The organism is Acinetobacter sp. V89_7 (assembly GCF_029967895.1).
GTDB lineage: Bacteria > Pseudomonadota > Gammaproteobacteria > Pseudomonadales > Moraxellaceae > Acinetobacter > Acinetobacter soli.
Map to the genome: position 1 here is coordinate 192447 of NZ_JASCAJ010000025.1, position 26694 is coordinate 219140.

A 26694-nucleotide genomic window follows, 5' to 3' on the forward strand; every position below is an offset into this window, starting at 1 on the left:
TCATCTGGGGTTTGCGCATAATAAGTAAAGAATACGGGAGAATTGAAATGCGTGGCAATCCAGAAGTCATAGACTATCTCAACATGTTGATCGGTGGCGAACTGGCTGCTCGTGATCAATATCTAATTCACTCCAGAATGTATGAAGACTGGGGTTTGAGTAAAATTTACGAGCGTATCGATCACGAGATGCAAGAAGAAGCTTCGCACGCCGATGCCATTATTCGTCGTGTTTTGTTCCTAGAGGGAACACCAAACATGCATCGTGATGACATTGAGGTGGGTACAGATGTCGTTACGTGTTTGAAAGCCGATTTGGCCTTGGAATATCATGTTCGCCAGAAACTTGCTGATGGCGTGAAGCTCTGTGAAGAAAAAGCTGACTATGTGACGCGTGATATGCTTCGTGCGCAAATGTCGGATACCGAAGAAGATCATACCTATTGGCTTGAAAAACAGCTTCGTTTAATTGAACTGATGGGCCTTCAAAATTATATTCAGTCTCAAATGTAAGACTCTTAAACTCAGCTCCGGCTGAGTTTTTATTTTATTTTTCTTCATAAAAACCAAAACTAAATTGCTATATCTCGCTATTCGACGATCCCTTTCTTTTTTTTATTTTTCAGTATTTAATAGACCTCAAATTATATTATCTAACTATTTGAATTTATTTAATTCTAATTGGGGGGAGATCAATGCCTTTAATCCGTGTGATTGGTAAAGAAAATCATAAAGTCTTGCAAGAGCTTTCAGACAATTCATTAAAACTTGACCAAGCTTCTGTAGTTGTTGCCAATTTACCTTCGGATCAAATTGATGAAATCGTCAAAGACGGCACAAGCATGATTATCAAGCTTAAAGATGGTGAAATTATCATTATCGATCAGTTTTTTAACGAGCATTCAACCAATCAGAACAGCTTAGTATTACAAGATGAATCACAGAAACTCACTTGGGTGCAGTTTATTGAGGCACAAGGCAATTCTCAGCCGCAGTTGGTATTTGAGCGTGTTGAATCTACTGATGCATTGATGTATCACGGCGGTGGGATGGCGATGGAGCCGGTTTGGTCTTGGGCAGTCGTTCCTTTAACCGCAGGGGGTATAGCGCTTTGGGCGCATGATCATAAAGATAAAGATCATGAAGAAAATAATAATAATGAGGCTGCACCAAACACAACTAATAGCAGTGAAAATACGGTCGTTGTCGTATCTGAATCCTCATCGACTCAATCAGATGATGAAACAGCAACTGACAATTCAGCACAAGATCAGAGCGAGCCATCAACTTCAAATACAGATTCAAGCAGTGATGACGTCGCTATACTGGTCAGTGAAATTTTAGATCAAAGCGGTGCTTCTTCTACAACATCGATTACATCGACTGCTAGCAATGCATCATTAGAGATTTATACCAGCAGCACCGATCTTTATACAGATCTAATCAGTAGCAACTCTATCATTGTATAAAGACAAGGTGGGCTTTGTACCCACCTCGCATAACTTTAAAATACAGTTATTTCGCCTGAAAGCGTTTAAGATCATTAAAGACGTCATTGGCATGGGTCTGGGTATCTACGCTGGTGTAGTGATACACAATAGTACCTTTCGGATCGATCAGAAAACTTTCACGTTTGGCAATTTTTACAATGCCCAGATTACGTACAATACCAAACTTACTTGCAAGTTCATGGTTGTTATCGGCTAAGATTGGAAAATTAAGCCCTAATTTTTCCGAAAATTTTTGATGTGATTTGACATCATCTAGGCTCACGCCTAACACCACAGCATTGGACTTTAAAAATTGCGGGTATAACGCTTTAAACTGATTGGCTTCTTGCGTACAGCCCGGAGAATTATCTTTTGGATAGAAATACAACACCACCCATTTACCTTTGTAGTCATTCAAACTGTGCCATTTGCCATTTTGATCCTGTAATCTAAATGCAGGGGCAGGCTGGCCGACCCATTGTTTCTCGGCTTGATTGGATGAACTCAAGGGATTTGCGGCAATCGTAGATGTTGTGACTGTACCTGCCAGTGCCAGTGCGATTGATAAAGCGATAGTTTTCATCATGATAAACCAGAATTGTTATTTTTAATGCCTGTATTTTAGCAGTGATGAAGATCGATTGCTGTAGTGTTGATGTGATTATGCCATGGTCATCGTTTATAACTCTTTTATACTGGGTCAAATTGTTATTTTGTGCTTAGAGTTTTGAAATGGCTCAAATTTTACTCATTACAGGTTGGGGTGGTGGAACAGGGCTACTTGAGCCGCTTCAACAGCAATTACAGCAGTGCGGTCACACGGTTACATTAATGAATATCTTTGATGCATTTGATCCTGTTGTGATGCAAGATCGGGTTCAACAGGCAATGACTGCCGATGTAATAATAGGTTGGTCATTAGGCGGCCAACTTGCCTTGCTTTTGGCTCATGCGTTACAACAAGAGACAGGAGACACGTTGCCCGTGATCACACTCGCGAGCAATCCATGTTTTGTTGCACAGTCAAACTGGGAATGTGCCATGTCACAAGAGACATTTGCAGCGTTTAAAGCTGGATTTATGCATGATCCGGCAAGTACCCTCAAGCGATTTGGATTGCTGGTCACCAAAGGCGTTACAAGTGCGAAACACGATTGGACTTTTATGCAAAGTTTGTTACGGGCACAACCTATTTCGTTGCTTCAACAAGGATTAAAACTCCTGCAACAACTCAATCTGGTCGATACACTAAAAAGTTATTCAGGAAATCAACTTCATGTGTTTGCAAGGCAAGATGCATTAGTTCCTTGCCAAATTGTTGAAAAAATGCAGTATTTAGCTTCAGAAAAATTTAAAGTAATTACTTTTCACGATGCTGCGCATAGTTTTCCATTTACGAAAGTGATTGAAACTTGCAAGGAAATTGAAAAATTTATTCAAACATCGGTCTAAGCTTTAGCCGAAATGATGGTTCTCGCAATTTATTTCTAAACCGAGCAGGTTTAACATGGTGGCGATTGAAGTATTTAAGCAATAAGGAGTCATCCGTGGTGGATCAGTTTGATTTGGAACATATCTGGCATCCGTATACCTCGATGATGAATCCATTGCCAACTTTTAAGGTTAAGCGTGCTTACGGTGTTACCATTGAGCTTGATGATGGACGTCAATTAATAGACGGTATGTCATCTTGGTGGTGCACCATTCATGGCTATAATCATCCTGAATTGAATCAGGCAGCCAAAGACCAGCTCGATCAGATGTCACACATCATGTTTGGTGGTTTTACCCATGATCCTGCCATCAATCTGGGCAAAATCCTGTTAAAAATAACGCCGCCAAGCTTAGATAAAATCTTTTATTCCGATTCTGGGTCGGTGTCGGTAGAAGTCGCACTTAAAATGGCCGTGCAATACTGGACTGCTCAGGGGTTATCGCAAAAAACCAATTTCATTACAACGCGCTCTGGTTATCATGGTGACACATGGAACGCGATGTCGGTGTGTGACCCCGTGACGGGTATGCATCAAATTTTTGGTAGCAGTCTTGCAAAACGTATCTTCGTGCCGGCGCCACAGACGCCTTTCGATGCAGACTGGAATCCAGAAGAAATGCACGTGGTCGAACAGATGCTTGAGGCTCATCATCAAGAGTTAGCGGCATTTATTATTGAACCGATTGTTCAAGGTGCGGGAGGAATGCGCTTTTATCATCCCGAATATTTGCGCCAGCTCAAACAGCTCTGTGATAAATATCATTTACTACTCATTTTTGATGAAATTGCGACAGGATTTGGCCGCACAGGCAAACTCTTTGCATGGGAGCATGCTCAGGTTGAGCCAGACATCATGTGTATAGGTAAAGGATTAACGGGTGGTTATATGAGTCTCGCCGCCACCTTGACCAGTAAGCATGTTGCTGAGGTCATCAGTCAGGGAGAGGCTGGTGTATTTATGCATGGGCCTACATTTATGGGAAATCCACTGGCGTGTGCGGTGGCATACAAAAGTACCCAGTTGCTGATTGAGCAAGACTGGCAGAGCAATATTCGCCGTATTGAAACACAGTTGCAGCAGCTTCACTCGCTTGCGGAGCTAGACCATGTCGCCAATGTACGTATTTTGGGTGCAATTGGTGTCGTAGAGCTCAAATATAATGTCAACATGCGTGAATTACAGCAGCGCTTTGTAGAGCTTGGCATCTGGATTCGGCCATTTGGTAAATTGGTGTACATAATGCCGCCGTATGTGATTACAACGCATGAGTTAGAACAGTTGCTCCAAAATATGATCAAGGTGGTGCGTGAAATGGAACAGGGAGTACATTATGGCGTTGCTTGATCACTATGCTCAGCAACTCGAGCAATTAAAGCAAAGCGGGAATCTGCGTCAGTTTAAGCCAAATCAGCAGCAAGATGCCTATATCGAGATTGCTGGGCAACGCATGTTGAATCTATCTTCAAATGATTATTTGGGTTTGGCTGCCGATCTGACCTTGCGTGAAGCATTTTTAGATTTACAGCCGTTAGCGCGCTGTTACTTTAGCTCCTCTTCCTCGCGTTTACTGACTGGAAATTTTGCTGAGTATGAGCAGTTTGAACATACCTTGAGTGAGGCTTTTGGTGGCAGAGCCGCGCTTTTGTTCAACAGTGGCTATCATATGAATATTGGTATTTTGCCTGCTTTGGCCGATGCCAAGACCTTGATTTTAGCCGATAAGCTGGTACATGCCAGTATGATTGACGGCATTCGGCTTTCATCAGCCAAGTACGTTCGTTATCGTCATAATGATTTAGCTCATTTAGAAAAGCTGCTGACTCAATATCATGATGATGATCAGTTTGATCGGATTATTATTGTCACTGAAAGTATTTTTAGTATGGATGGTGATGAAACCGACCTAAAAGCGTTGGTGAGCATCAAAAAACGCTTTAGCAAAACCATGCTCTATGTAGATGAAGCCCATGCGATAGGCGTTCGGGGAGAATTAGGTTTAGGCTGTGCAGAACAATACGGCGTGATTCAAGAGATTGATTGCTTGGTCGGGACTTTTGGCAAAGCACTGGCTTCAGTGGGCGGTTATCTGATTTGTGATCCGATCTTACGAACTTATCTGATTAATACCATGCGACCACTGATTTTTAGTACCGCCTTGCCCCCAATTAGCATCGCTTGGACACATTTTGTTTGGTCGAAGATGTTACATGCACAGCAGCAACGTACACATTTGGCCGCAATCAGCGAGCATTTACAACGCGCTGTGGTTGCAAAGGGGTATAGTAGTCCATCGAGTAGCCATATTGTGCCAATTATTGTGGGCGAAAGTCAGGCTGCCGTTGATCAGTCGAAACGTGTGCAAGATTGTGGTTTTTATGCCATGCCTGTACGTCCACCTACTGTGCCGCAGCATAGCGCACGCTTACGCATTTCATTAACCTCAATGATTCAATTACACGATCTTGATCGATTGGTGAGCTGTTTGTGAAATTAGATAAAACACGCATAGCACAGCGTTTTGCCAAAGCAGGGCAAAGCTATGTCGAGCAAGCAGTCGTTCAAAAAGCGATTAGTCAGAAATTGGCTGAGCTGATGCAACAATATTGTCCAGTAGCATTGCCACATGTCTTTGAAATTGGTTGTGGCTCGGGCAATCTCACGCACCATGTATTGGCCAATTTTGCGATCAGTCGGTTGTACCTCAACGATTTGTATGCCGATGTACAACAGCATTTTCTCGATGAACAACCGATCACATGGTGCATAGGCGACATCGAACATATCGATTTACCTACTGCACTCGACGCAGTGATTTCTAGTTCAGCAGTGCAATGGGTGCATGATTTGCCCCAACTGCTACAGCGCTGTCATGATGCCTTACAACCCGGCGCTTGGCTGTGCCTATCAAGTTTTGCTCCATTAAATTTCACCCAAATTAAGCAATTAACCGGGCAAGGTTTAAGCTATTGGTCGCGTCAAGATTGGCAAGTGCAGTTACAGCGTGCTGGCTTTGAATGTGTCTATCTGGAAGATCAACTGCTTGAGATGTATTTTGATACTCCTAAGGCAGTGCTCAAGCACCTGAAACTGACCGGCGTGACAGGAACAACTCAAGGTAATCAGCCTCACTGGACCAAAGGCAGCTTACAAAAGTTTTATCAGGATTATCAGCAATTTCAAAATAATGAAGGTCTGTATCCTTTGACCTATCATCCGCTTTACTGCTTGGCACGGAGAATAACATGACAGCATCGGTTTATTTTGTCAGCGGTATTGATACCGAAATTGGGAAAACCTTTGCCACGGGTTATCTGGCAAAAAAATGGAGCAGCGAAGGCCAGCGTGTGATCACGCAAAAGCTCATTCAAACAGGCAATCAAGAACTGTCTGAAGATATTCAAAAGCATCGTGAAATTATGCAAACCGGCTTGTTGCCTGAAGATATTGAAAAGCTGACCATGCCCGAGATTTTTAGCTATCCAGCATCGCCACATCTGGCGACAAAAATCGATGGTCGTGAGATCGATTTTGATAAAATCGAACACGCTACAGCAACGTTGATGCAACGCTATGATACGGTCTTGCTTGAAGGTGCAGGCGGTTTGATGGTGCCGTTAACCGATCAGTTGCTCACCATTGATTATATTGTGAAGAGAAAATTTCCAGTTATTTTAGTGAGTTCTGGGCGCTTGGGGAGTATCAACCATACCTTACTGAGTCTTGAAGCGCTCAAGCAACACGGACTCACACTCTATGCGTTGGCGTATAACCTAAACGATGAATCCAAAGATCCGCTGATTTCACAAGATACGGCAGTTTATTTAAAACATTATTTGCAGCAACACTTTACAGAGGCGCTGTGGATTGATATTCCAAAGTTTTAATAACAGTTTTAATCAAATAAAGAAGGCTTTATCAGATAGCATAAAGCCTTCTCTATTAATTATTTAGATCATATTACTTATAATAAGTTTGGATTTGTGTAGAGATGAACTCATATGCAGTTTTGTTAAATAATGCATGTTCACTAGGAGTTTCATAATCAATGTAATTCGATGGATTATTGCTTTGTAGACCGTAAGTTGGTGAAATAACGTCTCCTTTTATCTTCCATTCGCCGTCATAGACTTTTCCACCTTTTTCAATACCTGGATCAGCACCAAAGCTAAATACTGCATTGCCATTGCTATCAACGCTGTAAATAACATTTAAACCTGAAACTTTATCTTTCTTATATTTGTAATAAGTTTTAGCATAGCTTGCATTATACCATTCATCAAGTGATTGGAATTTAGTAGCATCATTTTCTGAAAAAATAAACTGGTTGTCATCATAAATGGCAGATTTTGGAAGATAAATAATTGAACCTTGTGGGAATGTATCCGTACTATTCATTAGGTTATTTAAAGACTTATTCTTACGCTTAAGAATACTCCCAACTTGATCGTGAATATAAGTATATTCTACTATTGTTGGATAAGTAGTTAAAATATTACTTGGAAAAATATCCTTAATTCTTTTACCTGATAAATCTATAGTCTCAAAAGAATAATTGATTTTATTTGCTGTAAAATTACAACTATCGTTAAATGATGCTAGTGTTAGTGTATTACTGTTTGATGAGGTGACATAACCCAATGGCCATCCACTATTTTGTTTTTGATAAAGTTGAGCTGTAAATAGTCCTGATGAGTTTAGAGTGAAGTCACTTGGTGTGCTTTTTTCATTTGTTTCAATTTCAGCAAGACTTAGATTGTAAATTGGTAAATAGTTTGCATATAGCATCTGCCCATTGCGGGAAATATCTTCTCCATAAAGTCCACTTTTACCTATTCCTGTTATGTCGGAGTAAACATTAAGATAATTTAGAACATAAAGATGATCATCAAAAATTGATTTAGAAGTTAAATTGGAATTAAGTAAGATACCGCGATCACATTTTAATTCAGTACTACCTGATGTGTTTTCAGAACTGTTTCCGCTAGAAGCCACTCCAGAATCGCCTGATCCACCACCTCCACAACCTGTCAGCATAGCTAAAGAGAAGGCAATTGTTAAATAAGATAGTTTTTTCATCATAATCCTAATTATTGTTAAATTATAGTTATTGAATTATATATAGACTTATAAATATGTAAACTAGTTATCATAAAATTAATGTAATAAAAAAGAGTTCACAAAAGTGAACTCTTTTTTATTACATAATGAATTAATCAGAACTTTTTAAAGCCTTTTTGATAGTTCGGTGCTGGACGACGAGTATTTTTCATGCCGCCTTCACGTGTGTTTTCAGTTTCGCTGGTGTCACGCTTTTGCTGGCGTAAATAGCCGCCACGACGCGCTGCCATCGGCTTTTCGGCCATACGTTCAGTACGACGTTTTGCCATACCGTATAAGCCAGTGCCTTGACGTGGTTTGAGTTCAACCAGTTTGGTTAAGCTATCGATATCGCCTTTGTCGAGTTCCATCCAGCGGCCAGTACGCAATTCACGCGGTAAAATAACTGAACCGTAGCGGGTACGAAGCAGGCGGCTGACTTTAAGCCCTTGAGATTCGAACAAACGACGAACTTCGCGATTACGGCCTTCTTTAACCACCACCTGATACCAACGGTTGATTCCGTCACCACCGAGCTCAGAAAAAGATTCAAACTTCGCTGGACCATCATCAAGTACGACACCATTGAGTAAGGTCTGACGAATTTGAGGGGTCACTTCACCCATGACGCGTACGGCATATTCGCGTTCAATTTCATTAGAGGGGTGCATCAAGCGGTTGGCCAGTTCACCATCGTTTGTAAACAATAATAACCCAGTACTGTTGATGTCGAGACGTCCCACCATCACCCAGCGATCATTGGCGATTTGTGGCAAATGATCAAACACGGTTGGACGCTGTTCTGGATCGTTGCGAGAACAGATTTCACCTTCTGGTTTGTAATAGATCAGTACGCGACGACGAATTTCGTCTTCGATCTGAAATTGTACCTTACGACCATCAATCCTTAATTCATCGCCTGGTTCAATCCGTTCACCAACTTGAGCAATTTGGCCATTCACACTGACGCGACCCGCGGCAATGACCTCTTCCATATATCTGCGAGAACCTAAACCAATTCGCGCTAATACTTTTTGCAATTTTTCACTCATGACAGCATAACCTTAGAAATAATTGTCAACAGTTCACCGATTTATGATTTGGGTGCATGTACATCCAAACCCATAAACGCGTCCTTGGCATCCTGCAGGGGAGGCAATTGACCCAGTGAGACTAGGCCAAACGCATTCAAAAATTGAGGCGTTGTAATTAACAACGCAGGTCTTCCGGGCAAGTCTCTAAAACCAGATTCCTTGATCCAGTTCCATTCAAACAGCAGCCTTAAAATCTGACTGTTATTTGAGACGCCCCGTATTTGTTCAATATCCGCACGTGTCACAGGCTGGTGATACGCAATCACCGCAATCGTTTCAAGAAGGGAGGGAGACAACTTTGTTGGACGTTCAGGCCAAACTTGCGCAATTATATTACGATATTTTGAGCGAACCTGAAACCTAAAACCTTGAGCAGTCTCTATTAATTCAATAGAACGACCATGCTGCAACACGGCAAGTTGTTGTAGAAAATGCCGAAGCTGTTGCTTACTGTATTGATTGTTAAATGCTTCTTTTAAACGTGCCAGTGAAACAGGCGCGTCACTTGCAAACAAAATGGCTTCCATTTGCAACAAGACTTCATGATGAATATCTTCAAAAGACAGTGCAGCACTTTGGTCTATGGTCATATCTGAGCTCCTTGAATTGCGAGCGGTGCCTCTACACCAGAAGCGATGATTTTAATTTTTTGCTGGCGCGTCAGTTCTAAAATGGCCATAAACGTGACCACCATGCCCATGCGCCCCTGTTGTGGCTTTAACAGTGAGACAAAGTTTAAAATCTCACCCGATTGAACCTGTGCTTCAATATATGCAATACGCTCTTCAAGTAAAACAGGTTCTTGTGCAACGGTATGCGTCACTGGTTCGGGACGATTAAAAATACAAAACAATGCGTCGTGAAGGCTTTGTACATCATAGCCTTCATATATCGGCGCAATCACACCTAATCCGACATTCGGATGAAAGGTATCACGCTCCAAAACAGGAAACTGTCCAAGACGTTCGGCAGCTTTTTTGACGCGCAAATAGGTTTCTAAACGATCAATCAGCGCTTGTTTAGGGTCTTTTTCAATAGAGAGCGTCGTTGGTTTTGGAAGCAAAAGGCGCGATTTTAAATCTGCAAGTAATGCCGCCATCACCATATAGTCGGCAGTCAGTTCGATATCCAGCGATTTCATGGCGTCCATGTAAGCCAAATATTGCGTGGCAATTGGGGCAATATCAACCTGCAATAAATCGAAACCGTTTTTTTGAATCAGGTAAATTAAAAAGTCGAGTGGGCCCTCGAAATGTTCGAGTAATATTTCAAATGCAGCAGGCGGAATATAAAGATCTTCAGGAATAGACGCTTGCCATTCATCCAATACACGAATATTGGGAAGGTGATCTTCTGAAGAAGGTAAAGCTTGATTCATTACAATATTAGGCCACGCGAATTTTCAAAGGCATGAAAGTGTTTCGTAAGTAACGCATAATCGCTACTTAGAAAGGAGAAGTAAATAAAATATGCGCCATTCTAATCTAAATTTGGTATCGAATACATTGCCTAAAAGAATAAAATCCAAAATTAAATCGATGAAGAGGCACATTGTTGATGCCATCTTTGTGAATTGGTGACATGATTTACCTGCTTACAATATTTATTTAGCATGTTGGTCTTAAGTTTTTTGATCCTCAATGCAAAAACATATTCATATAAAACACATTTCAAGGACTAAAAATGAAATCGAATCAATTTGGTCAGCCCGTGGGTGATGCGGTAGCGCTCGCTGTCCCGATTCAATTTAAAGCCCATACACTTACGGGAAACTATGTCGATTTGCTGCCCATTGAAAAAGATACATTTACTTTAGATTATGCCAAGCAGCTCTGGACATGCGTGAATTCAGAGCCTGATGCAAGGTGTTGGACGTATTTGCCTTATGAAGCACCACAAAGTGAGGTTGAACTTGAGCAAAATCTGAGGTGTAAGTTTGGCTTTGAACCTTCTCATCATTATTGGATTGTCGTGGAGGGCAAGGCGGTTGGTTGGGTTGCACTGCTAAATCTACGCGCGCAGCATGCAGCAGTCGAGATTGGCAATGTTTACTTTTCGCACCGATTAAAACAAACACCCGCTGCCACTGAAGCGATCTTCTTATTGTTGAGAGATTGCTTTCAACAAGGTATGCGTCGCGTGGAATGGAAGTGTGATGACCTTAACCAACCTTCAAAAAATGCAGCACTTAGATTCGGATTTACGTATGAGGGGTTGTTCCGGCAAGATCGGGTGACTAAAGGACGTAATCGTGATACCGCTTGGTTTTCAATGATTGATATTGAGTGGCCAACGCGTCAAAACACCTATTTGCAATGGCTTGATCCGCTGAACTTCGACAAATTGGGCAAACAAAAAAGACGTTTGGAAGAATGTGCGAGTCAGGAGATTTAAGACTGATCAGCATGTCAGTGCTTATTCAAAAGCACTGACATCGCCGGCACCTCGGCGTACAACTTCCGGATTTTCTCCCGACAAATCTACAATACTGGTGGTAGTGAGCGTACCGAAGCCACCATCAATGAAGACATCGACACGCTTAGCGAGCTGGTTTTCAATATCATAAGGGTCATCGAGTGGATCGTCTTGCCCCGGCAATATCAGGGTACTGGTCAAGATCGGTTCGCCCAGTTCTTGAAGTAAGGCCTGACAGATTGGATTGGTTGGAATACGTAAGCCAATGGTTTTTTTCTTGGGGTGCATCAAGCGTTTAGGGACTTCGCTGGTTGCAGGTAAAATAAAAGTCGTGATCGAGGGTGTGTTGGTCTTAAGTAGACGATACATCGCGTTATCCACTTTGGCATAGGTGGCAATATCGGATAAATCACAACACATAATGGCATATTGATGTTTTGGGCCTAAGCCACGGATTTGAGCAATTCGCTCCATTGCCGATTTATTTCCAATTTGACAACCAATCGAGTACGCCGCATCAGTCGGATAGACCACCACATCGCCTGCTCGGATACGCTCCACTGCTTGATGAATTAAGCGTGCTTGCGGATTGTCTGGATGTATATGCAAATGCAACATATCTGGATACTCCTTGATTCTGTTATTGTTTTAAAGTCAGTGTTTACATTTAAGCATATGCGCTGCGTCGAATGCGTGACCACAAGTAGAGATTATGTAATCTAATCCAGTGCGTTGCGTAAAAATTCATGTGCGCCAAGAAGCTCACCGTCTCGAGTGGTCATACAAATACATTGAATAAAATGCAATGCATCGGCAGGAATTTTGGTCTCGCCTGAAAAAAACTTTTGCACCTGAAGAAAGACATTGTCTTTAAATCGCGAGCCGTCACCACCATCGCCAGTTAAGTTATCTAGAGATACTCTAAATTTACGCCCAAACGCTTGCGCAAATAACCATTCAATGGCTTGCGGTTTGATTTCGACTTGTTCAAAAAGCGCTTGCTGCTCGGCTGTACGGCCATCAGGAGCATACCAATAGCCCAAATCTGGCAATAAGCGTCTTTTGGCGCCGGCAATCGTCCAGTGACTGATTTCATGCAAGGCACTATTAAAGAAGCCATGCGCAAACTGAATACGCGCAGGCGCATGATTTGATGTAGGAAAATACTCAGGTTCTGCTTCACCTTTCACTAAAGTCACATTTTGATGGGAAAACCAGTGATTAAAGTGTAAAATAAGCCAGTCCACCTGATCCTGCTCAGTTTGTAAATTTCTCCATGGTGAGAGTTGCACTGTGTCTATCGACAAGGCAGAATCACACGTGAGATGGGTGCGAACAAGTGATGAAGTTGTTACTTCAGGTTGCGGCTGCAACAGGTGCATTGCTTAATTTACCCCGAGTTCTGTCAGATTTGGTACAAAATTGTATCTTAATCTTTGACAGAGTACTGATGAATTTGTAGAATTGCCGCCTTAATTATGTCAGCAAATACCTTTCCGGCACAGATTGAGCCGTATAAATGGGCTGAACAAGGCTTTACATGGTCAGGAACACTGCCATTGTCTCGCTTTGCTCGTATTGCTCGTGAAGCTGTTGGATCAATTAATGATCAATTGATCTATATAGACTGTAAACTATCAATGGATGCGTATCATCGCGTTGTATGGTTTGATGGTCATGTTGAAACAAAAGTTCCGCTAGAATGTCAGCGTTGTCTGGAGCCAGTGGAAATTCCTCTTGTTTCAGATTTCCGTCTTGCCTTGATCGATGATGAGTCACTGATAGAGCGCTTGGATGAGGATGCTGATTTCATCGTTTTAGGTGAAAGTGAATCGTCAACAAAGGGTGATTTTACCACTCCTGCGACTGTTGATTTACTTTCATTACTAGAAGATGAACTGTTACTGTTGATGCCTCTGTCTCCCAAGCATGATGCTTGTGAACATAAACATCAGCCTACCGTTCAGGACATTGTTGAAGAAAAACGTGATAATCCGTTTGATGTTTTAGCAAGTTTGAAAGGTAAACTTAACTCATAAGTGTTATACTTGTTGGTTGAGATAACTGAATTTGTTCTGATCCATTTTTTTCGATCTTTGTAAGGAGCCATCATGGCCGTTCAGCAAAACCGTAAAAGTCGCTCTCGCCGTGACATGCGCCGTTCACATGACGCTTTAACCGAGAATGCATTAACAGTTGACCAAACTACTGGTGAAACTCATCGCCGTCACCACGTGACTAAAGATGGTATCTACCGTGGTCGTCAATTATTCGCTAAAGCAGCTGACGCTGAATAATTTAGTGAATTTGCATTGAGCTTAAGGCTTTAATGTAGAAAAAATGGGAGCGAAAGCTCCCTTTTTTTGTTGTTTTTCGCAATTATAAAATCTATAGAATAATGATAAATTTCCGCCTTAGAAATTAAGCAAAGACGAAATAAAGGATTTTTATATGTCTGCTAAACGACTCGATCAAGTCGCTCAAGCAACGAAAACTGCATTTGTATTTCCTGGTCAAGGTTCGCAAAAAGTCGGCATGCTCGCTGAACTTGCAGAGCAGTTTAGTGGTGTGAAAGAAACCTTTGCGGAGGCTTCTGACGCAGTCGGTTTTGATTTGTGGCATATCGCACAAAGTGGCGAAGGGCTTGATCAAACCGAAAACACTCAGCCGGTACTATTAACGGCAAGTATTGCGTTATGGCGTGTCTGGCTGGATTTAGGCGGTTTGGCCCCTAAATACCTTGCAGGCCATTCACTTGGCGAATACAGTGCGTTGGTGGCTGCGGGTGCGTTGTCGCTCGGCGATGCGGCCAAATTGGTCAATCTGCGTGGTAAATTGATGCAAAGCGCAGTCCCTCAGGGTGTGGGCGCTATGGCAGCAATTTTGGGCTTGGCAGACGATCAAGTTATTGAGCTTTGTAAGCAAGTGACAGCAGCAGGTGAAGGCTCTGTCGAGGCAGCAAACTACAATGCTCAAGGTCAGGTAGTGATTGCAGGTTCGGCAGCATTGGTCAATCAAGTCATGACGCTTGCAAAAGAGCAGTCGGGTAAAGCGATTGCACTGCCTGTTTCAGTACCTTCGCATTGTTCATTAATGAAGCCTGCAGCAGAAAAATTTGCTGAAGCATTGGAACAAACTGCCATTGAGCTACCAAGCCTACCTGTAATACAAAATGTAAACGCAGGAATTGCCTCTGACGTGACTCAATTACGCCAAGCGTTAACTGCGCAGTTGTATCAATCTGTGCAATGGACACGCACCATGCAATATTTACAGGATCAAGGCATCCAGTACATTGTTGAGTGTGGTCCGGGTACGGTATTAAGCAATCTGGCAAAACGTTTACCAAATATTGAAAAAGCATTTGCGATCGATACGAATAGTCGCATGGAAGATGCCCTAAATGCAGTTTTAGTGGCTGAAGGAAAAATTGCATGACACAACAACGTAAAGTTGCATTGGTAACAGGCGCGAGCCGTGGCATTGGTGCAGCGATTGCCCAGCAACTTATTCAAGACGGTTTCTTTGTCGTTGGTACAGCAACCAGCGAATCTGGGGCTCAAAAATTATCTGAAAGTTTTGGGGAGCAAGGTACAGGCCTCACCCTAGACGTACGTAATTTGGATGAAATTGAAGCAGTTGTTTCAAACATCGAACAAAATTATGGTCCAGTTTTGGTCTTGGTCAACAATGCGGGTATTACGCGTGACAATCTCTTGCTGCGTATGAGCGAAGATGACTGGGACGACATTCTAAATATTCATCTGAAAGCGGTTTATCGTCTTTCTAAGCGTGTATTGAAGGGTATGACCAAAGCTCGCTTTGGCCGTATTATCAATATCAGTTCGGTGGTTGCACATTTTGCAAACCCAGGCCAAGCCAACTATTCAGCCGCTAAAGCCGGTATTGAAGCGTTTAGCCGCAGCCTTGCAAAAGAGATGGGTAGCCGCCAGATTACGGTGAACAGTATCGCACCTGGCTTTATTGCGACTGAAATGACTGATGCGCTGAGTGAAGATTTGCGCAAGAAGATGAGTGATCAAGTCGCTTTGGGTCGTCTTGGTGAACCACAAGATATCGCAAATGCAGTAAGTTATTTGGCTTCCGATAAGGCAAGTTACATTACTGGCACGGTATTACACGTAAATGGTGGTTTATACATGGCCTAAGTGCTGATGTATTAACTTTCAAAAAATCCAATATTCAATTACACTAACGGCATTTAAAACGCCACAAGCAATGAGGAGAATTCCTGTGAGCGATATCGAACAACGTGTTAAGCAAGCAGTTGCTGAACAACTTGGTATGAAAGCAGAAGAGATCAAAAACGAAGCATCTTTCATGGATGATTTGGGCGCTGACTCTCTAGATCTAGTTGAACTTGTTATGTCTTTCGAAAATGACTTCGACATCACGATTCCTGATGAAGATTCAAACGAAATCACAACTGTTCAATCAGCAATTGATTATGTAACCAAAAAACTTGGTTAATTAATTGATGTTGATAAAAGCCACCGCAAGGTGGTTTTTTTATGTGTGTGATTTAAGATATGTGATGCAATTTACATTTTATTACTTGCTGTAAGGGAATCACCACTTAAATCAGAGTGATTTTCAGTTTTACTAGAAAGGCGTTTATTTGCTTAATGAAAAAAACAACAGGAGAAAATGATGGGCCTTTTTGATTTTGTTAAAGGAATTGGAAAAAAGAATCAGGCACACGTCGAACAAGCATCAACACCAGCCGCTACACCTCAGGAACCCACAGCCCAGCAAATTGCTAATCAGTTACTGGCGCATGTACAGCAACTTGGTCTAGGTGTGCAAGGGTTGGTGATCAACTATAACAGTACTACCGATTTGGCTACGATTCAGGGTAAGGTGAAAAGTCAGGCCGACAAAGAAAAAATTGTACTGGCTGTGGGAAATATCGATCATGTGGCGAAAGTCGATGATCAAATGACAGTCGAAGTACCAGAACCAGAAAGCCAATTTTATACAGTTAAATCGGGCGATAATTTATCTAAAATCTCAAAACAATATTATGGTGATCCAAATCACTACAATAAAATTTTTGAAGCGAATCGACCATTACTTAAAGACGCAGACGATATTTTTCCAGGGCAGGTACTGCGTATTCCGGCTTAAGGTGTGATAGGTAACTAAGTAAAAGGGCGCAATTAAATTGCGCTCTTTTTGCATTATGGCTATAGCTTGCTATGCTTGTAACGTAATTTTAAGCTCCATCTACAGCGCACATTATAATGCTTAAAACCGCTTTGGAATCTTTTGCCCATTTGGAACGGGAGTTTCGGCATTTTTAAGCACACCAAATAACCACACTTCCGCGTGTTGAACCGCGATTTTAAGCTCATCACCCAAAGCCAGACGTCCTGCTATAAAACTGGCCAATGAACATCCTGATCCGTGATATTCACCTTCTAGGCGAGGGCAGGTACTTTCTGCAACCAGTTCACCTTTTACAAAGAGCTGATTGCGAATATGATCTGGTGTTGCTTCATGGCCGCCTTTCACCAAAATCGCCTGCGCACCTAAATCAAATAGTTTTTGTGTGGCGTCTTCAATGTTGTCTAATCCAGTTAAAGCACGCAGTTCGACAGTATTCGGTGTAATGATGGTTGCCAGTGGAATGAGTTCAACAAAGGCTTTCACCAATGTGGCTTGATCGCCTAGCGAGCCGCCGCTGTTGGCCACCAGTACTGGGTCAAGTACATACTGATAGTTAGGATGCGCACGTAAAAACTCAGCCAATGCTGCAATATTTTCAGTGGTACCGAGCATACCCGATTTTACACATCGAATGGGTAAATCACCCACAACGGCATTTGCTTGTGCAAGGAGTAATTCTTTCGATGTTGCTTCAAAACCAAAGACTTGCTGCGAATTTTGAATGGTGAGTGCTGTACAGGCGATTGCTGCATGTGCGCCACTTTGACCAATGGCTTCAATATCGGCCTGTAATCCAGCGCCGCCAGAAGGATCAAGACCAGAAAAACAAAGAACGGTTGGACGCACGACGATCATCCTTAAAATATTGAATTTGAGGTAGTATAGGCAAGTTTAAAAAAACTCTCGACCCTATTTTTTCATCTGACATTGTTTGAGTATGAATTGTGAGCAGCATTAAAAATATTTTGATCGACCTTGATGGCACGTTAACTGATCCAAAAGTCGGAATCACGACATCGGCACGTTTTGGTCTAAATAAAGTAGGTTGTGTGTCGCCTGAAAGTGAAAATATTGACTGGATCATTGGTCCACCACTTAAGGCATCATTGGCAAAAATTTTAAATGTTGAGCCAGAGCATGAGCGAGCAGAGCAGGCTTTACAGGGTTATCGTGAGCGATTTTCAGTGGTGGGGTTATTTGAAAATGAGCTTTATCCACATGTGGCTCAGACGCTAGCAGCGCTTAAAGAGGAAGGCTATCGACTATATTTGGCCACTGCAAAACCACACGTCTATGCAGTACGCATATTGGAGCATTTCGGACTGCTTGGCTATTTCACGCATCCTTATGGAAGCGAGTTAACAGGTGAGCGTACCAATAAAGGTGACCTGATTGCTTATATTTTGCAGCAAGAGCAGCTTGATGCTGCCGAATGTGTCATGGTCGGAGATCGCGAGCACGATATTTTAGGTGCGCGTCGTAATGGAATTGAGACCATTGCGGTGGAATATGGTTATGGATCTGCACAAGAATTAGATTTGGCAATGCCAAAATATCGTATTCAACGTTTTGATCAACTTTTAAATATACTGATCAAGCATGAGGATGTAAGGTCTAAGTAACATGATGATTAATACAAAAGGTATGCTTTTTTTACTGCAACTTTTATTTTGAGCTGGTTAATCGAAAAATATTATTCGTCACCATTAAACCAAAAGATTCGGGATAAATGGGTCATTAAAAAGCCTCAGATCGACTGAGGCTTTATTGTAATTTTTGCTATTTAAAACTGCGGTTTAACCACCACCAGTATAACGACAGCAAATAAAATCAGTGTCGGCATTTCATTAAAATAACGCCAGAATTTGTGTGATTTGTAATGCGCATTTCCAATCAGTTTTTTACGATAATACCCGCACACAAAATGATAAATAACCAGCAGTCCCACTAACCCCACTTTAATATAAAACCAAAGCGCTTCATGATAATGCCGAGTGGCATCGCCCCAATCTACTAAAAAGTGAGCCGTGATCAGCGTTGCAATCATGGAGGGCCACATGATACCGCGATATAGTTTACGTTCCATAATTTCGAAGCGACGATGACTAATCTCATCTTCACTCATGGCATGATAAACATAAAGTCGAGGTAGATAAAATAAGGCAGCGAACCAACACACTACCGCAATAATGTGTAATGCTTTGACCCATAAAAATGCGTCTGATGGAGCATCCATTACAATTCCTTAAATTAAGACAATGGTGGAAAGCTGATGATTTGACGTAACAAAACGAAATGAAATCATAAGGTTTGCACCCAGCGAATATGAACAGTATTCAATGTTGGATTGAATTTTTCAAGAGGATAATGGCAACCTGCCTTTTACTTATATCGACGTTGAGATGTCGATCAGCAAGCGTGATGAATGAATTTTAATGTAGTCGTATTGTGAGTAGACTCAACAAAAAAGCGGAACCATTGTTCCGCTTTTTATATACATATATGTTACTTAAAAAAGGCCAATCGGCTTTGCAAAAATGGCATTAATTCCATTTTTTAAAAATTAAGCAAGCATTCACACCGCCAAAACCGAAGCTGTTGCTCATTACCGAGTTAAGCTTGGTATCACGCTTTTCAAGTACGATGTCGAAGCCTTTTGCGCCTTCGTCGAGTTCAGTCACGTTGATGTTTGGTGCAATGAACTCATTTTGAAGCATTAGGACTGAGTAGATCGCTTCGTGAACACCTGCTGCACCCAAACTATGACCAGTCATAGATTTGGTTGAGCTGAATGCAGGAACTTTACCTTCACCGAAGGCACGTTCCATTGCTTTAAGCTCTGTAATATCACCAGCAGGGGTTGATGTGCCATGTGTATTGACATAGTCAATCGATTCAACACCGTGTTGCTTGGCTTCATCAAGTGCCATCAAGATACAGCGTGTTGCACCTTCACCGCTTGGAGCAACCATATCTGCACCGTCTGCGTTCGCTGCATAAGCAACAACTTCAGCTAAAATGTTAGCACCGCGTGCTTGAGCGTGTTCAAGTGATTCAAGTACCAAGAAACCGCCGCCACCAGCAATCACGAAACCATCACGGTCAGCCGAGTATGGACGAGAAGCAGTTTCAGGTGTGTCGTTGTACTTTGAGCAAAGCGCGCCCATCGCATCAAACAACAAGCTTTGAGACCAGTGATCTTCTTCACCGCCACCTGCAAGAATCAGGTCTTGTTTACCTAATTGGATGAGGTTATACGCATAACCAATTGCATCTGCAGATGTTGCACATGCGCTGGCAATCGAGTGAGATACGCCTTGAAGTTTGAATGCAACACCAACGTTCGCGGTAATGGTGTTGGTCATGTTACGTGGTACGAAGAAAGGCCCCACTTTACGTGCGCCTTTAGTTTCAAGTAACTCCTGCATTTCAACAACAGATGCAGTTGAACCGCCGCCACTGCCACCTACGATACCGTAGCGTGGATTGCCTTCAAGGTCCGCAGCAGTCAAACCTGCATGCTCAACCGCAGCAACTGCTGAGTTATAGGCATACATTGCACAAACACCCATAAAGCGTTTGAGTTTACGATCAATATTGTCAAAATCTTGTTCTGCAGCTGCACTCACATGGCTTTTAAAGTTGAGTTCTGCATAAGTTGGGTTAAAACGTGTGCCTGAGATTCCATTTTGGAGTGAATGAGTGACATCTTCTAGAGTGTTACCAATACATGAGTTAATACCCATACCAGTAATTACAACACGTTTCATTTAAGTATCCCTTATATGGTGATAGTCTTGAGTTTGTTTCAGTGCGCCAAAAAATTTGACCAATCGGGTGCAACCGTCAGGCGCAATAGCTGATTGTTTAAAATTGCATTCATAATAACAGAATGATTTTTTAATTCTTATGGCAAATCTTATATGTATTCCTAACTGTGCTATGTTTCAGCATCAGGCATCGTGGTGTACAGCAATTAACTAAAAGAAACAGATTAAAGTTGAGATAAATCCGTACTCCACCTAGTATTTAGCATTAAATGAAAGAAACAGAATATAGAGGTACTTGATGACCAATTCTAATAATAATCAAAGCCAGAGCCTGTTGTCGGCAGCCTTTGGAGTGGCTAAAAAGCTCAGCTCTTCGGGTTTGGATGTCTTAAATCATGTTGCTCCCGGCACAATTTCCAAGATGAATTCCAATGTGGATCAGTCACGTACCGTAGAAGGAAAATCACAAATCAAGGGCGCGTTTGAAATTGAAAAGTATGATAATCCTCAGCAGATGTTGCGTCAGCACTTGCCGAAAGTATCACATCAGCTTTTAGGTCGACATTACGGCCGGGTCTATAGTGTTGCAAATTTTCTATCGCCAGACTTTCAAGACAAGATTGCCGACTATCTTTTTGACCGCCTTAATGACTTTACGGCGCAAACCAGTTCGCTAGAACGTGTACTTGAAGAGGCTGGGGTTAAGCGTATTGAAGATCTGACCACCAATCCAGATCGCTCGCAACGATTGAGTCATGCCTTTATCGAGCAAAATAAACTGATTGCAATCGCACAAGGAGCATTCAGTGGCGCAACTGGTGTTGCTGGAGCGGCCCTTGATGTTCCATTGTCACTGCTTCTGGCGCTACGTACTATCTATCAAACGGGGCATGCGCACGGGTTTAATTTAAGTGATTCTACTCAGCAAGATATCGTCGAGTTTGTTTTTAAAGAAATTGATTTGAGTCTGATCGCAGAAAAGCAAACCTTGTTGCTTGCGCTCAAAACCTTGAAGTCGATGTTACAAACACATGATATTAGTCAGTTTCAGCAACTTTTAGGCTCAAGTAATGATGCTGAAGCCATTAAAAAATGGTTTGTAGATGAGACAGGCGAACCAAAATTTAGCTGGTTGAATGGGGTATCTCGCTTTTCTGCTATCGGGAAATTAACGCCTGTCGCCGGTGCTGCGCTAGGTGGAATATATAGCTGGAAACTGATTGAAGATGCAGGTAATAAAGCACAAGCTATTTTTGGTGGAGCTCGTCATTACTTGCTTGAACATCCCGATGAGCAATTAACCCCTTTACAGGCGTATCATGCTGAAGCGTCATTATTTAAAGCAGTACCTCTTAAAGAGCCTCAAGCTGCACAACAAAATACGGAAGAAACCAAGATACCTGCTGAGGCTGAACAAGTATCTGTTGAAAATCCAGTAGTGGCCAAAGTTAAAGTCACTCGAAAAGCTCCAAAAGCTGCTCAGACTGAAGCTGAAATTGACGATGCAGTACAGCAAAAAATTGAACATCTTGCCGATCACTATGTTGAGCCTCATGAAGAGAGTGAGCCACAACAACCCGCATTAAAAACAACGGAAGTTGAAGAAGGTACTGAGGTTGCTGCGTTTGATGAGACAGAAGCAGCACCTGCAAAACCTAAACGTAAAAGAACACCGAAACCGAAAACGCCTTAATGTCATTAAAACGTCAACAAAAGCGTTTATTTTCTGCTGTCTGAAAACGTGCGCAAGTCAAGAGATGGTCAACATTTGCTAACGCTGCCGATGTTGACCATTTTTACATCTTGGCTTACAATTGCATGCCCTCAAAAAGAGGTGTTTTCTTTTTGAGGTTTTCAATTAACGGGAGAATTGCCATATGGCAACAACAAATCAGTTGATCCGTAAGGGTCGCACAACTTTGATTGAAAAATCCAAAGTTCCTGCGTTGAAGGCTTGTCCACAACGTCGTGGTGTTTGTACACGTGTTTATACTACTACACCTAAAAAACCTAACTCAGCAATGCGTAAGGTTTGCCGTGTTCGCTTAACTTCTGGTTTTGAAGTATCTAGCTACATCGGTGGTGAAGGCCATAACCTACAAGAGCACAGTGTTGTTCTTATCCGTGGTGGTCGTGTTAAAGACTTACCAGGTGTACGTTACCATACCGTTCGTGGTTCTTTAGACTGTGCTGGTGTGAAAGATCGTAACCAGTCTCGTTCTAAATACGGTACTAAACGTCCTAAGAAGTAATTCTTAGTTCGATAAAGCCGAAATCCTTTAGCGTTTCGCTTGTTTGAATTCTTTAATGTTTGAAATTCAAGCGACGTATAGTAAGGCCAGCGTAGCGTGCATGACACTTGCACAATCTGCTGGATCATCCTGAAGTGTCATATTTATAGGTAGTTTTAAAATGCCAAGACGTCGCGTAGTCGCTGCTCGTGAGATCCTTCCAGATCCTAAATTCAGCAGCCAAACAATCGCTAAATTCATGAACCACGTTATGCAAGACGGTAAAAAGTCTGTTGCTGAAGGTATCGTTTACGGTGCTTTAGAACGCGTTCAAGAAAAAAATAAAGTAGACCCAGTAGAATTTTTTGAAGCGACGCTTGAAAAAGTTCGTCCTATGGTCGAAGTAAAAGCACGCCGTGTTGGTGGTGCTACTTATCAAGTACCAATGGAAGTACGCCCATCCCGTCGTACTGCCTTGGCTATGCGTTGGTTAGTAGATGCTGCTGCTAAGCGTTCTGAAAAAACTATGGCTTTACGTCTTGCTGGCGAGTTGCTTGATGCAGCTGAAGGCAAAGGTGCTGCGATCAAAAAACGTGAAGACGTGCACCGTATGGCTGAAGCGAACAAAGCCTTCTCTCATTACCGTTTCTAAGCGGATAAAACAGTCCCTCATCAGGAGAATACTCATGCGTACTGCATCTCGATTTAACATCGCACTTTACCCAAGTGGGGGATTTGCGGGTATTTAAGTTGCCCACCTTGAGTGTTCGAGCGCATCAATTTCATGTTGGTGCGTCCTGTTTTAAACAATATATTTAGGAATGTAAGTCATCATGGCTCGTCAAACCCCGATTTCTCGCTACCGTAACATCGGTATTTCTGCGCACATCGACGCAGGTAAAACTACAACGACTGAACGTATTTTGTTCTACACAGGTGTATCTCACAAAATTGGTGAAGTACACGACGGTGCAGCAACAATGGACTGGATGGAACAAGAGCAAGAACGTGGTATTACCATTACTTCTGCTGCAACAACTTGTTTCTGGTCTGGTATGGGCAGCCAGTTTGACCAACACCGTATCAACGTAATTGACACCCCGGGACACGTAGACTTCACAATCGAAGTTGAACGTTCTATGCGTGTTCTTGACGGTGCGTGCATGGTTTACTGTGCAGTTGGTGGTGTTCAGCCTCAGTCTGAAACTGTTTGGCGTCAAGCGAACAAGTACCAAGTACCTCGTTTAGCATTCGTGAACAAGATGGACCGTACAGGTGCAAACTTCTTCCGTGTTGTTGAACAAATGAAAACTCGCCTCGGCGGTAACCCAGTGCCAATCGTTGTGCCAATCGGTGCAGAAGATACATTCGCTGGTGTTGTTGATTTGATCGAAATGAAAGCGATCATCTGGGACGAAGCTTCTCAAGGTATGAAGTTTGAATACGGCGAAATCCCTGCTGACCTCGTTGATACTGCTAACGAATGGCGTACCAACATGGTTGAAGCTGCGGCTGAAGCGTCTGAAGAGTTAATGGACAAGTACCTAGAAGAAGGTGATCTTTCTAAAGAAGACATCATCGCAGGTCTACGTGCACGTACATTGGCATCTGAAATTCAAGTGATGCTTTGTGGTTCTGCGTTTAAGAACAAAGGTGTTCAACGTATGTTGGACGCAGTTATCGAATTCCTACCTTCTCCTACAGAAGTTAAGGCAATCGAAGGTGTTCTAGACGACAAAGCTGAAACTAAAGCAACTCGTGAAGCATCTGACGAAGCACCGTTCTCTGCACTTGCGTTCAAAATCATGAACGACAAATTCGTAGGTAACTTGACGTTTATCCGTGTTTACTCAGGCGTTCTTAAACAAGGCGATCCAGTATACAACCCGGTTAAATCGAAGCGTGAGCGTATCGGTCGTATTGTACAGATGCACGCAAACGAACGTCAGGATCTTGACGAAATTCGTGCGGGTGATATCGCAGCGTGTGTAGGTCTTAAAGACGTTACCACAGGTGATACACTGTGTGATGAGAAAAACATCATTACACTTGAGCGTATGGAATTCCCAGAGCCAGTAATTTCGTTGGCAGTTGAACCAAAAACTAAAGCTGACCAAGAAAAAATGTCAATTGCTTTAGGTCGTTTGGCGAAAGAAGATCCATCATTCCGCGTTCGTACAGATGAAGAATCTGGTCAAACGATCATTGCGGGTATGGGTGAGCTTCACCTCGACATCATCGTTGACCGTATGAAGCGTGAATTCGGTGTTGAAGCAAACATTGGTAAGCCAATGGTTGCATACCGCGAAACAATCAAGAAAGTTGTTGAGCAAGAAGGTAAATTCGTTCGTCAAACAGGTGGTAAAGGTAAATTCGGTCACGTCTATGTCCGTCTTGAGCCGCTTGATGTTGAAGAAGCTGGTAAAGAATACGAATTCGCTGAAGAAGTTGTAGGTGGTGTAGTACCTAAAGAATTCTTCGGTGCAGTTGACAAGGGTATTCAAGAGCGTATGAAGAACGGTGTCTTGGCTGGTTACCCAGTTGTAGGCGTTAAAGCGGTTCTATTTGACGGTTCTTACCACGACGTCGACTCTGATGAATTGTCGTTCAAAATGGCAGGTTCTTATGCATTCCGTGATGGTTTCATGAAAGCAGATCCTATCCTTCTTGAACCAATCATGAAAGTTGAAGTTGAAACTCCAGAAGACTACATGGGCGATATCATGGGTGACTTAAACCGTCGTCGTGGTATGGTTCAGGGTATGGACGATCTTCCTGGCGGAACAAAAGCAATTAAAGCAGAAGTTCCACTAGCAGAGATGTTTGGTTACGCGACTCAAATGCGTTCTATGTCTCAAGGTCGTGCGACTTACTCTATGGAATTTGCTAAATATGCTGAAACTCCACGCAACGTGGCAGAAGGCATCATTTCGAAATTCCAATCTGGCGGTAAAAAAGGTGACGACGAGTAATCTTTCGATTACTATAAGCCCAAACTAATTTTTAGTTAAAAAACCAAGCGCTCATGAGTGACCCTCATGAGCAGTTTATAAAGGAAAAACTCATGGCTAAGGCTAAGTTTGAACGTAATAAGCCACACGTAAACGTGGGCACAATTGGTCACGTTGACCATGGTAAAACAACTCTTACTGCTGCGATCGCAACTATCTGTGCGAAAACTTACGGTGGTGAAGCGAAAGATTACTCGCAAATCGACTCGGCTCCAGAAGAAAAAGCACGTGGTATTACCATTAATACTTCACACGTAGAATACGATTCTCCAATTCGTCACTACGCGCACGTTGACTGCCCGGGCCACGCCGACTACGTTAAAAACATGATTACTGGTGCTGCTCAGATGGACGGCGCGATTCTTGTGTGTGCAGCGACTGACGGTCCTATGCCACAAACTCGTGAACACATCCTTCTTTCTCGTCAGGTAGGTGTACCTTACATCGTTGTATTCTTGAACAAATGCGACCTTGTAGACGACGAAGAGCTTCTTGAGCTTGTAGAAATGGAAGTTCGTGAACTTCTATCTACTTACGACTTCCCGGGCGACGACACTCCAGTGATCCGTGGTTCTGCACTTGCAGCGCTTAACGGTGACGCAGGTCAGTACGGCGAGCCTTCAGTTCTTGCGCTTGTAGAAGCACTAGACTCTTACATCCCAGAGCCAGAGCGTGCAATCGACAAAGCATTCTTGATGCCAATCGAAGACGTATTCTCAATTTCTGGTCGTGGTACAGTAGTCACTGGCCGTGTAGAAGCTGGTATCGTGAAAGTAGGCGAATCAGTTGAAATCGTAGGTATCCGTGATACACAAACTACGACAGTAACTGGCGTTGAAATGTTCCGTAAACTTCTAGACGAAGGCCGTGCGGGCGAGAACTGTGGTGTTCTTCTTCGTGG

30 protein-coding genes are annotated in these 26694 nt (G+C 42.6%); 20 read left to right on the top strand and 10 right to left on the bottom strand.

All coding sequences use genetic code 11. From position 1 onward, the window contains the following. The first annotated feature begins 47 nt into the window (after positions 1 to 47). Positions 48 to 512, top strand: a complete 465-nt coding sequence (gene bfr / locus QLG00_RS07640; protein WP_004935333.1) for a bacterioferritin — start codon at positions 48 to 50, stop codon at positions 510 to 512. A gap of 182 nt (positions 513 to 694) precedes the next feature. Further along, a complete protein-coding gene (locus QLG00_RS07645) occupies positions 695 to 1468 on the top strand; it encodes a BapA prefix-like domain-containing protein (RefSeq protein WP_282470746.1) in 774 nt (257 codons plus the stop codon). A gap of 46 nt (positions 1469 to 1514) precedes the next feature. Here the strand turns inward: QLG00_RS07645 and QLG00_RS07650 are convergent, their stop codons facing one another. After that, on the bottom strand, positions 1515 to 2075 hold the full coding sequence (locus tag QLG00_RS07650) for a peroxiredoxin (protein WP_004935340.1): 561 nt from the start codon (positions 2073 to 2075) through the stop codon (positions 1515 to 1517). A gap of 146 nt (positions 2076 to 2221) precedes the next feature. Here QLG00_RS07650 and QLG00_RS07655 point away from each other — a divergent pair, with 146 nt between their 5' ends. The 5 genes from QLG00_RS07655 to bioD all read left to right on the top strand — a co-directional run bounded on the left by QLG00_RS07655 (position 2222) and on the right by bioD (position 6869). After that, complete coding sequence (locus QLG00_RS07655) at positions 2222 to 2941, top strand: hydrolase (RefSeq protein WP_282470747.1); 720 nt, start codon at positions 2222 to 2224, stop codon at positions 2939 to 2941. Between the two features lie 95 nt (positions 2942 to 3036). Then, positions 3037 to 4329: an adenosylmethionine--8-amino-7-oxononanoate transaminase gene (gene bioA / locus QLG00_RS07660; RefSeq protein WP_282470748.1), complete on the top strand. Its 1293-nt coding sequence runs from the start codon at positions 3037 to 3039 to the stop codon at positions 4327 to 4329. Next, positions 4316 to 5473, top strand: coding sequence for an 8-amino-7-oxononanoate synthase (locus QLG00_RS07665; RefSeq protein WP_004935349.1), 1158 nt, complete (start codon positions 4316 to 4318; stop codon positions 5471 to 5473). The genes bioA and QLG00_RS07665 overlap by 14 nt, the downstream gene beginning before the upstream one ends. Then, entirely contained in the window at positions 5464 to 6231 is a 768-nt protein-coding gene (gene bioC / locus QLG00_RS07670) for a malonyl-ACP O-methyltransferase BioC (protein WP_282470758.1), read from the top strand. The genes QLG00_RS07665 and bioC overlap by 10 nt, the downstream gene beginning before the upstream one ends. Further along, entirely contained in the window at positions 6228 to 6869 is a 642-nt protein-coding gene (bioD, locus tag QLG00_RS07675) for a dethiobiotin synthase (RefSeq protein WP_282470749.1), read from the top strand. The genes bioC and bioD overlap by 4 nt, the downstream gene beginning before the upstream one ends. 73 nt (positions 6870 to 6942) lie before the next feature. On the opposite strand, the gene QLG00_RS07680 is transcribed toward bioD, so the two are convergent. From QLG00_RS07680 to QLG00_RS07695, 4 genes are all read right to left on the bottom strand, one after another. Further along, the gene (locus tag QLG00_RS07680; protein WP_282470750.1) at positions 6943 to 8061 is read right to left on the bottom strand and encodes a hypothetical protein; all 1119 of its coding nucleotides are present in this window, start codon (positions 8059 to 8061) and stop codon (positions 6943 to 6945) included. A 137-nt stretch (positions 8062 to 8198) separates the two neighbouring features. Beyond that, positions 8199 to 9134: a 23S rRNA pseudouridine(2605) synthase RluB gene (rluB, locus tag QLG00_RS07685; RefSeq protein WP_104124648.1), complete on the bottom strand. Its 936-nt coding sequence runs from the start codon at positions 9132 to 9134 to the stop codon at positions 8199 to 8201. Positions 9135 to 9175: 41 nt separating this feature from the next. Further along, the gene (gene scpB / locus QLG00_RS07690) at positions 9176 to 9766 is read right to left on the bottom strand and encodes an SMC-Scp complex subunit ScpB (RefSeq protein WP_004935361.1); all 591 of its coding nucleotides are present in this window, start codon (positions 9764 to 9766) and stop codon (positions 9176 to 9178) included. After that, complete coding sequence (locus QLG00_RS07695) at positions 9763 to 10554, bottom strand: segregation/condensation protein A (RefSeq protein WP_004935364.1); 792 nt, start codon at positions 10552 to 10554, stop codon at positions 9763 to 9765. The genes scpB and QLG00_RS07695 overlap by 4 nt, the downstream gene beginning before the upstream one ends. Positions 10555 to 10859: 305 nt before the next feature. Between QLG00_RS07695 and QLG00_RS07700 the strand changes: the two genes are divergently transcribed. Then, the gene (locus QLG00_RS07700; RefSeq protein ID WP_282470751.1) at positions 10860 to 11570 is read left to right on the top strand and encodes a GNAT family protein; all 711 of its coding nucleotides are present in this window, start codon (positions 10860 to 10862) and stop codon (positions 11568 to 11570) included. 21 nt (positions 11571 to 11591) lie between these two features. Here QLG00_RS07700 and QLG00_RS07705 read toward each other — a convergent pair whose 3' ends face one another. Together QLG00_RS07705 and QLG00_RS07710 are read right to left on the bottom strand one after the other, a co-directional pair. Next, entirely contained in the window at positions 11592 to 12209 is a 618-nt protein-coding gene (locus QLG00_RS07705; protein WP_004935370.1) for an L-threonylcarbamoyladenylate synthase, read from the bottom strand. 101 nt (positions 12210 to 12310) lie between these two features. Continuing rightward, on the bottom strand, positions 12311 to 12973 hold the full coding sequence (locus QLG00_RS07710; protein ID WP_282470752.1) for an elongation factor P hydroxylase: 663 nt from the start codon (positions 12971 to 12973) through the stop codon (positions 12311 to 12313). 96 nt (positions 12974 to 13069) lie between these two features. Here QLG00_RS07710 and QLG00_RS07715 point away from each other — a divergent pair, with 96 nt between their 5' ends. The 6 genes from QLG00_RS07715 to lysM all read left to right on the top strand — a co-directional run bounded on the left by QLG00_RS07715 (position 13070) and on the right by lysM (position 16739). Further along, positions 13070 to 13630, top strand: coding sequence for a YceD family protein (locus QLG00_RS07715; RefSeq protein WP_025094556.1), 561 nt, complete (start codon positions 13070 to 13072; stop codon positions 13628 to 13630). A 72-nt stretch (positions 13631 to 13702) separates the two neighbouring features. Continuing rightward, the gene (gene rpmF, locus QLG00_RS07720; protein WP_004922151.1) at positions 13703 to 13888 is read left to right on the top strand and encodes a 50S ribosomal protein L32; all 186 of its coding nucleotides are present in this window, start codon (positions 13703 to 13705) and stop codon (positions 13886 to 13888) included. Positions 13889 to 14042: 154 nt separating this feature from the next. Continuing rightward, entirely contained in the window at positions 14043 to 15029 is a 987-nt protein-coding gene (gene fabD / locus QLG00_RS07725; RefSeq protein ID WP_004935379.1) for an ACP S-malonyltransferase, read from the top strand. Beyond that, positions 15026 to 15760, top strand: a complete 735-nt coding sequence (gene fabG / locus QLG00_RS07730) for a 3-oxoacyl-ACP reductase FabG (protein WP_004935382.1) — start codon at positions 15026 to 15028, stop codon at positions 15758 to 15760. The genes fabD and fabG overlap by 4 nt, the downstream gene beginning before the upstream one ends. A gap of 85 nt (positions 15761 to 15845) precedes the next feature. Continuing rightward, positions 15846 to 16082 carry an acyl carrier protein gene (gene acpP / locus QLG00_RS07735; RefSeq protein WP_004935385.1) on the top strand — a complete coding sequence of 79 codons (237 nt, stop codon included), beginning with the start codon at positions 15846 to 15848 and terminating at the stop codon, positions 16080 to 16082. A gap of 180 nt (positions 16083 to 16262) precedes the next feature. Continuing rightward, on the top strand, positions 16263 to 16739 hold the full coding sequence (gene lysM, locus QLG00_RS07740) for a peptidoglycan-binding protein LysM (protein ID WP_004945821.1): 477 nt from the start codon (positions 16263 to 16265) through the stop codon (positions 16737 to 16739). A 120-nt stretch (positions 16740 to 16859) separates the two neighbouring features. Here lysM and QLG00_RS07745 read toward each other — a convergent pair whose 3' ends face one another. After that, positions 16860 to 17627: a hydroxymethylpyrimidine/phosphomethylpyrimidine kinase gene (locus QLG00_RS07745; protein WP_048766235.1), complete on the bottom strand. Its 768-nt coding sequence runs from the start codon at positions 17625 to 17627 to the stop codon at positions 16860 to 16862. 98 nt (positions 17628 to 17725) lie between these two features. Here QLG00_RS07745 and QLG00_RS07750 point away from each other — a divergent pair, with 98 nt between their 5' ends. Then, positions 17726 to 18403: an HAD-IA family hydrolase gene (locus QLG00_RS07750; protein WP_282470753.1), complete on the top strand. Its 678-nt coding sequence runs from the start codon at positions 17726 to 17728 to the stop codon at positions 18401 to 18403. A gap of 161 nt (positions 18404 to 18564) precedes the next feature. Here QLG00_RS07750 and hemJ read toward each other — a convergent pair whose 3' ends face one another. Together hemJ and QLG00_RS07760 are read right to left on the bottom strand one after the other, a co-directional pair. After that, a complete protein-coding gene (gene hemJ, locus QLG00_RS07755) occupies positions 18565 to 19017 on the bottom strand; it encodes a protoporphyrinogen oxidase HemJ (protein WP_004935408.1) in 453 nt (150 codons plus the stop codon). Positions 19018 to 19324: 307 nt separating this feature from the next. Beyond that, on the bottom strand, positions 19325 to 20551 hold the full coding sequence (locus tag QLG00_RS07760; protein ID WP_004935411.1) for a beta-ketoacyl synthase N-terminal-like domain-containing protein: 1227 nt from the start codon (positions 20549 to 20551) through the stop codon (positions 19325 to 19327). Between the two features lie 298 nt (positions 20552 to 20849). Here QLG00_RS07760 and QLG00_RS07765 point away from each other — a divergent pair, with 298 nt between their 5' ends. The 5 genes from QLG00_RS07765 to tuf form a co-directional block, all read left to right on the top strand. Beyond that, positions 20850 to 22244, top strand: a complete 1395-nt coding sequence (locus QLG00_RS07765) for an EcsC family protein (RefSeq protein ID WP_282470754.1) — start codon at positions 20850 to 20852, stop codon at positions 22242 to 22244. Positions 22245 to 22428: 184 nt separating this feature from the next. Next, positions 22429 to 22803, top strand: coding sequence for a 30S ribosomal protein S12 (rpsL, locus tag QLG00_RS07770; RefSeq protein WP_004648013.1), 375 nt, complete (start codon positions 22429 to 22431; stop codon positions 22801 to 22803). A 160-nt stretch (positions 22804 to 22963) separates the two neighbouring features. Beyond that, positions 22964 to 23434: a 30S ribosomal protein S7 gene (gene rpsG, locus QLG00_RS07775; RefSeq protein ID WP_004750610.1), complete on the top strand. Its 471-nt coding sequence runs from the start codon at positions 22964 to 22966 to the stop codon at positions 23432 to 23434. Positions 23435 to 23615: 181 nt separating this feature from the next. Beyond that, positions 23616 to 25754: an elongation factor G gene (gene fusA, locus QLG00_RS07780; protein ID WP_004935414.1), complete on the top strand. Its 2139-nt coding sequence runs from the start codon at positions 23616 to 23618 to the stop codon at positions 25752 to 25754. A 92-nt stretch (positions 25755 to 25846) separates the two neighbouring features. After that, positions 25847 to 26694, top strand: an 848-nt coding sequence (gene tuf / locus QLG00_RS07785; RefSeq protein WP_282470755.1) for an elongation factor Tu, incomplete at its 3' end; no start/stop codon positions are given.